Source organism: Citrobacter sp. S46_ASV_140 (assembly GCF_018919545.1).
In the GTDB taxonomy this organism is placed as follows: Bacteria; Pseudomonadota; Gammaproteobacteria; order Enterobacterales; family Enterobacteriaceae; genus Citrobacter; species Citrobacter braakii.
On the sequence record NZ_JAHLRC010000177.1, the window covers coordinates 1 to 5,610 of the forward strand.

At 47.7% G+C, this 5,610-nt stretch carries 7 protein-coding genes; 1 reads left to right on the forward strand and 6 read right to left on the reverse strand.

The features are described from left to right. Nucleotides 1–497: 497 nt before the first annotated feature. The 4 genes from KQJ19_RS22080 to KQJ19_RS22095 form a co-directional block, all read right to left on the reverse strand. Complete coding sequence (locus KQJ19_RS22080) at nucleotides 498–878, reverse strand: type II toxin-antitoxin system RnlB family antitoxin (protein ID WP_216404152.1); 381 nt, start codon at nucleotides 876–878, stop codon at nucleotides 498–500. Continuing rightward, nucleotides 871–1,944 carry a type II toxin-antitoxin system RnlA family toxin gene (locus tag KQJ19_RS22085; protein WP_216404153.1) on the reverse strand — a complete coding sequence of 358 codons (1,074 nt, stop codon included), beginning with the start codon at nucleotides 1,942–1,944 and terminating at the stop codon, nucleotides 871–873. The genes KQJ19_RS22080 and KQJ19_RS22085 overlap by 8 nt, the downstream gene beginning before the upstream one ends. A 734-nt stretch (nucleotides 1,945–2,678) precedes the next feature. Further along, nucleotides 2,679–3,347, reverse strand: a complete 669-nt coding sequence (locus tag KQJ19_RS22090) for an SOS response-associated peptidase (RefSeq protein ID WP_216404154.1) — start codon at nucleotides 3,345–3,347, stop codon at nucleotides 2,679–2,681. A 151-nt stretch (nucleotides 3,348–3,498) separates the two neighbouring features. Beyond that, nucleotides 3,499–3,795, reverse strand: a complete 297-nt coding sequence (locus KQJ19_RS22095) for a YciI family protein (protein ID WP_003020675.1) — start codon at nucleotides 3,793–3,795, stop codon at nucleotides 3,499–3,501. A 224-nt stretch (nucleotides 3,796–4,019) separates the two neighbouring features. Here KQJ19_RS22095 and tonB point away from each other — a divergent pair, with 224 nt between their 5' ends. Next, on the forward strand, nucleotides 4,020–4,736 hold the full coding sequence (gene tonB / locus KQJ19_RS22100; RefSeq protein WP_204553102.1) for a TonB system transport protein TonB: 717 nt from the start codon (nucleotides 4,020–4,022) through the stop codon (nucleotides 4,734–4,736). A 75-nt stretch (nucleotides 4,737–4,811) separates the two neighbouring features. On the opposite strand, the gene yciA is transcribed toward tonB, so the two are convergent. After that, the gene (gene yciA, locus KQJ19_RS22105) at nucleotides 4,812–5,213 is read right to left on the reverse strand and encodes an acyl-CoA thioester hydrolase YciA (protein WP_016153266.1); all 402 of its coding nucleotides are present in this window, start codon (nucleotides 5,211–5,213) and stop codon (nucleotides 4,812–4,814) included. 165 nt (nucleotides 5,214–5,378) lie between these two features. Continuing rightward, on the reverse strand, nucleotides 5,379–5,610 hold a 232-nt coding region (locus KQJ19_RS22110; RefSeq protein ID WP_216404155.1), incomplete at its 5' end, for a septation protein IspZ.

Here is a 5,610-nt window from a genome sequence, read left to right on the forward strand (position 1 = left end):
GGATTTGAACCTCAGCCCCCCCGACACCCCATGCTGGCGAGTTACCGCTTAAGGGCTGCTATGTGCCAAGAGCGGACGTTGCTAATACCATAGTATATAAATTAAAAGAGAGCGATCACTCAGCTTGTTAGTTGAATACTTTAAACCTAACCTGGTCGATGGATTTTCTCATGGATGCGCTCATCAGCGGAAGGCTCCAAAGCGGCATATCCTGATCGAGTCCGAGCTGATCAATCTCAGACTTGAATACAGCTGTTTCCGGGGCCACTCTATTGCCGGAAGTGTATGAGGCTCTGCGGATGGAGGCGAGGAAAAACCGTAACTGCCCGGCTTGGCAGCACCGATAAAAAGGTTCCTACGTACGGATCCGTACAAATGTATCCTCTGTGGAAACCAGTTACGCTTTATTAGTGCTCAAGTTGGCAGGCACGACACGGAGTAAGTATACGAAAGGCTGGATGGAATAGTCAGAAAGCGATGATTCATTTTCCTAACTATCAAGCCCCTTGCATATCCATTGAAAGGACTTGGCGCACGTCATCGGGAGTCAATACGGACGCTTCCAGGTACTCAGGGTGATTCAGTAAAGTAAAGGTCAGTTTACTCAGGATCTGTGCTGGTATTTCCTGCTCATCAATGATTTTGGCCGAATCCAGCATGATGCGGCCATATTTCATTTCAAGCGTAACAAATCGGTTCCACTCAAGACCGTTAGCGCATAGGAGGTCGAAAAGGATTTTACCATTTTCATTCTGGCCCAGCAGGTCAGTGAGTTTCGTCTCAATTTCGTTGACTGAAGATAACGGGTTCTCGTAGCCGGTCGCCATAACGACAGCTTTAAGAGATCCTGAAACGTTAACTCCGGTAATTTCAAACAAGATACAAATCCTTGATTATTTGCCACGCTTTAGTGGCTTTGGTCATTAGTCGGGCCATATCAGAAATCATGCGGCTGGTATCAACCACCGTTTCCATGTGAAACACAGCATGACGTTCCCCATTCCAGAAAGTATAGGCATCATTGATGATATTAGCCTGCTCTGGCCTAAGAGGGGCCGCGTATTGTGGTTTCAAAGTGTAATTTAAACCAACTTTATCGAAAAAAGGCCCAAACCCTAAAGGTTGCTGAACAGACATGCCAAATGTGTACATTTTATTCTTTAAGACACCCTCAACGGAGCGAAGTTCCGGGTAGAGCAACATGCAGTAGTCTGGCAATTTAGGGGCGGCAAGCTTAACACACAGACCTGAAATGAGCAATTTTTCAGCAGTGGCGTGCAAGTGAGGATAAGCATCTCCCATTATAGACTCCAGGTTAGCGCGGGCGACTTCTTGTTGAACAATGTTCGCTTTGCCATCATCTTGGCGGATTAACACTTTTTCCAGACCTTGCAAATTAAGCAGTTCTGCCAGATTGAAGGTGAAAACCCGATAGCAGGATAGCGGGCGTCCTTGAATCTGAAGCTTGCCTGTTGTGGTGTGCAGGGTAACCGTCAATTCATCCTGATAGGTAGTAGAGGTGATTTTCCACACGATGGAATGAGTGTTACGAAGGTGTTCCCTGAACTCAATATGCGTTTCTTCTGCTGATAACTCAAGCACAGGTAAAATTGTGTCCTCCACAAACCCTTCCACGACCATATTTACATGTTCAAATTCTGCAGGATTAATGGTTTCAAAAAGGTGATCAGCAAGCTCCTTGCCCAGAGACTGATTAGCCCCCGTAAGGTACTGAACTGTACACGAGCCATCGCCGTTATAGAAAATGTTAACGGTAGCGAAGTTCTCTCCTGTTTTCGCGAATGTCACTCTGAGTCCGGGCCTTTGCCCCGGCATCGGGCCAATTGACTGAATTGCATACGTTCTGGTTTGAATGAACTGCCTGCATTCAGTTTCGATGTTAGCCCTGACCAGATTTAAATCCTTATAACTTCTGACTGTCATTTCTCAGATCCCGCAAAAAAGATGAGGGGAAACTCTACAAGATTGTGTCTCAGTAGTCATTACGAAGTTAGATTAAAAGGGATTGGTATGGAGATCGGAAATCATTGTACTCTTAGCGCATTATTTAACCACAATCAGTCTGTAACTGATTGATTTAGTGCCAGTAGCTATCACCTTTAAATTCTCGCTTTAGCAGTATCGCATTTAGGTTACCCGTGGCGATTCACTTCAGGATTATGTTTACGTTAAATGAAATGCTTTATGCAAATGCAGAGACGCCGATGTATCCAATAAGATTTACAGTTGTAAGTGAACGTCTGCTCCTCGCTCACTGCGGACCTCCAGCTAAGTTCGCCATGTCATAACAGGAAAGCCCATTATACACGTGTATAATGGGCTTTCCTGTTATGATTCGTTGACTTGCTTCCCTTCATTATTAAGTGATGCCATCATTGAGAACCTGTTCCATAGGGAAGCATGACAGCTCTTCGCTCATAGCGGACCTCAGCGGCAGTAAAAACTTTATCATCGAGGTTTGCCAGTAGTGGTAGCGTGTTGAATGTGCCGGCGTGAAAAACTTGGATTCTTGGTGAAAACGCTCCCCAAAACTAAAATCAAAGTTTAGATAATCAATGAGTTGTTAAAGGTAGCCAATAGCTATTTTTGAAAGTTGAAAGCATGATAATTTCAACTTTATCAAATGGTTGTTATTATTTTGACAATGTAATGCTGCGTTACACTGGCTGGATTAACTGGGCACCCTGATTTTTCACATTCCCAACGGCACGCGTTACGGCGTGCCATATAAATTTATTAGCCGGCACGACACCGTCGGCTGCAATTTCCGCTGCTTCTTTCCCCCCAACATCCTGCCTCATCCATTCGCGCGCGGCTTCTGGTGACAGTACCAACGGTCGTCTGTCGTGAATATCAACCAGCCCTTTGTCAGCTGCAGCTGTCACTATCAGGAAACCTTCTGCTTCATCTCCACGTTCGAATGGTGTGCTGCCGATCGCCGCCATAAAAATCGGCTGACCGTCTGCCCGGTGAATAAAGTAGGGTTGTTTCTGATCGCCTACCTTTTTCCACTCAAACCATCCATCAGCAAAGCAAACTGCGCGACCATGCTGCCAGAGTGGTTTAAACATTCTGCTGGTGGCTGCAGTTTCAGACCGTGCGTTAATGAGCGGCGGTTTATCCCACCAACCGGGGGCGTATCCCCACATAACTGGATCAAGATGCAACTGCTCATCACGTTCGCTCAGCAGCAAAACTTTTGTTCCTGGTGCTACGTTGAATCTTCCGATGGGTTCTGGATCGTATGGAATGTCGCGTTCTGATTCATCAGCGAGCAGGGCAAGATAATCTTCACGCGTCATTGACTGTGAAAAACGTCCACACATAGGAACCTCCAGCCATATGTCAGACTGAAAGTATAGGCGGTAACTAAAAGAGAGGGCGCGTAGGTTAATGTGTACCTAAATGCGCCCTTAATTTGGATTGTGGATGATTATTAATTTTTATGTATTTGAATTTAAATTAGATTATTTAAATTTAAAAAACCTTTTTGTACGGTTTTACTGAAACCTGCGCATAAACACCTGCCGCTACGTAGGGATCGGCTTCCGCCCACGCCTGCGCGGCTTCTAAAGATTCAAATTCTGCGATCACCGTTGAGCCGGTAAAGCCTGCGGCGCCCGGGTCGTTACTGTCAACCGCTGGCATGGGACCCGCCGTGAGCAAACGGCCTTCGTCATGAAGGAGTTGCAGACGAGCCAGATGAGCAGGGCGTACGGAAAGACGTTTTTCGAGAGAGTCTGCGATATCTTGAGCGTAAATAACGTACAGCACGGGTAGAGCTCCTTGAACGGTAAAAGGTCATATTTACGTTATTGGAAAGGCCTGGTAACTGCAACGGAAAGATAACTAATATGTTAAGGCCATACTTTGAAAATGGTTTTTTATCATAAAATCGCGTTTTAAATGCCAGTTAGCTTCACGGTCTTATTGAATATGATTGCTATTTGCATTTAAAATCAGGGCCTGGTTTTTTTACTGAAACGATTATGACTTCAATGACCCTTGATTTACCTCGTCGCTTTCCCTGGCCTACGTTACTTTCTGTCGGCATTCATGGTGCTGTAGTGGCAGGTTTGCTGTATACCTCGGTACATCAGGTTATTGAACTGCCTGCGCCAGCGCAGCCGATCTCCGTGACGATGGTTGCGCCTGCCGATCTTGAACCGCCTCAGGCCGTTCAGCCGCAGCCGGAACCCGTCGTCGAGCCTGAACCGGAGCCAGAACCGATCCCCGAACCGCCAAAAGAAGCGCCGGTAGTGATTGAGAAACCGAAGCCCAAACCTAAGCCGAAGCCAAAACCGGTGAAAAAGGTGGAAGAGCAGCCGAAGCGTGATGTTAAACCAGCAGAGCCTCGTCCGGCGTCCCCGTTTGAAAATACGGCGCCTGCGCGTCCAACAACCAGTACCGCTCCGGCAACCACTAAACCGGCGGTGAGTGCACCATCTGGTCCGCGAGCCTTAAGTCGTAATCAGCCTCAATATCCGGCACGTGCACAGGCGTTGCGCATTGAAGGCCGTGTGAAGGTCAAATTTGACGTGACCTCGGATGGCCGGGTTGAAAATGTGGAAGTTCTGTCCGCACAGCCTGCGAATATGTTTGAGCGTGAAGTGAAAAATGCGATGCGCAGATGGCGTTATGAAGCCGGTAAGCCTGGTTCCGGGCTGGTGGTGAATATTGTTTTCCGCCTGAACGGCACAACACAGATCGAGTAAGCATCAGGCCGGATTTGGCGTTACGCCGCCAAATCCGGCAGAATGATTGCCGGATGGCGATGCTTGCGCGTGCTATCAGGCCAGGGAGGGAATCGGCCGCGGTTTACCGTCTTTATCAACGGCAACGTAGATAAACAGGGCTTCGGTAGCTTTATAGCGCTGGCCGATAGGTTCTGAAGCGACTTTCTTCACCCAGACTTCAATATTAATGCTGATCGAGGTCGTCCCGCGTTTCACGCAGCGTGCATAGCAACAAACCACATCGCCCACGGCAACCGGGCGCAAAAAGCTCATTCCTTCAACCCGCACCGTTACCACGCGACCATGTGCGATCTCTTTGGCCTGAATAGCGCCACCTATATCCATTTGTGACATCAGCCAGCCGCCAAAAATATCACCGTTTGCGTTGGTATCGGCAGGCATAGCCAGAGTGCGTAAAACCAGTTCGCCCTGGGGAGTGTTATTCGTTGTTGTCATTGTAGAACCGACTATAGAGAAAGATTACAGGCGCGATGCTACTAGAATTTACGCGCTGAGAACAGAGGGGATGCGGCCTGCGGGGTGGAAGTAAGCCAGGTTGATGGCAACAAGGAACGCGAAGGGATAAAAATTCGCCAGATCCGGAGATCTGGCGAGCATTTATTACGATTTATCTTCCTGCGGAAGGTGGCGGTAAATATAGACTCCGCTCAGTAACGTAAATAGTAAAGTCAGGGCGGTCAGGCCGAACACTTTAAAGTTGACCCAAATATTCTGCGGTAGCCAAAACGCGATATAGATATTCGCCAGACCGCACAGGATAAAGAAGACGGCCCAGGCGAAGTTAAGTTTTGTCCAAACCGGCTGTGGCAAGCTCAGCTCTTTACCTAACATG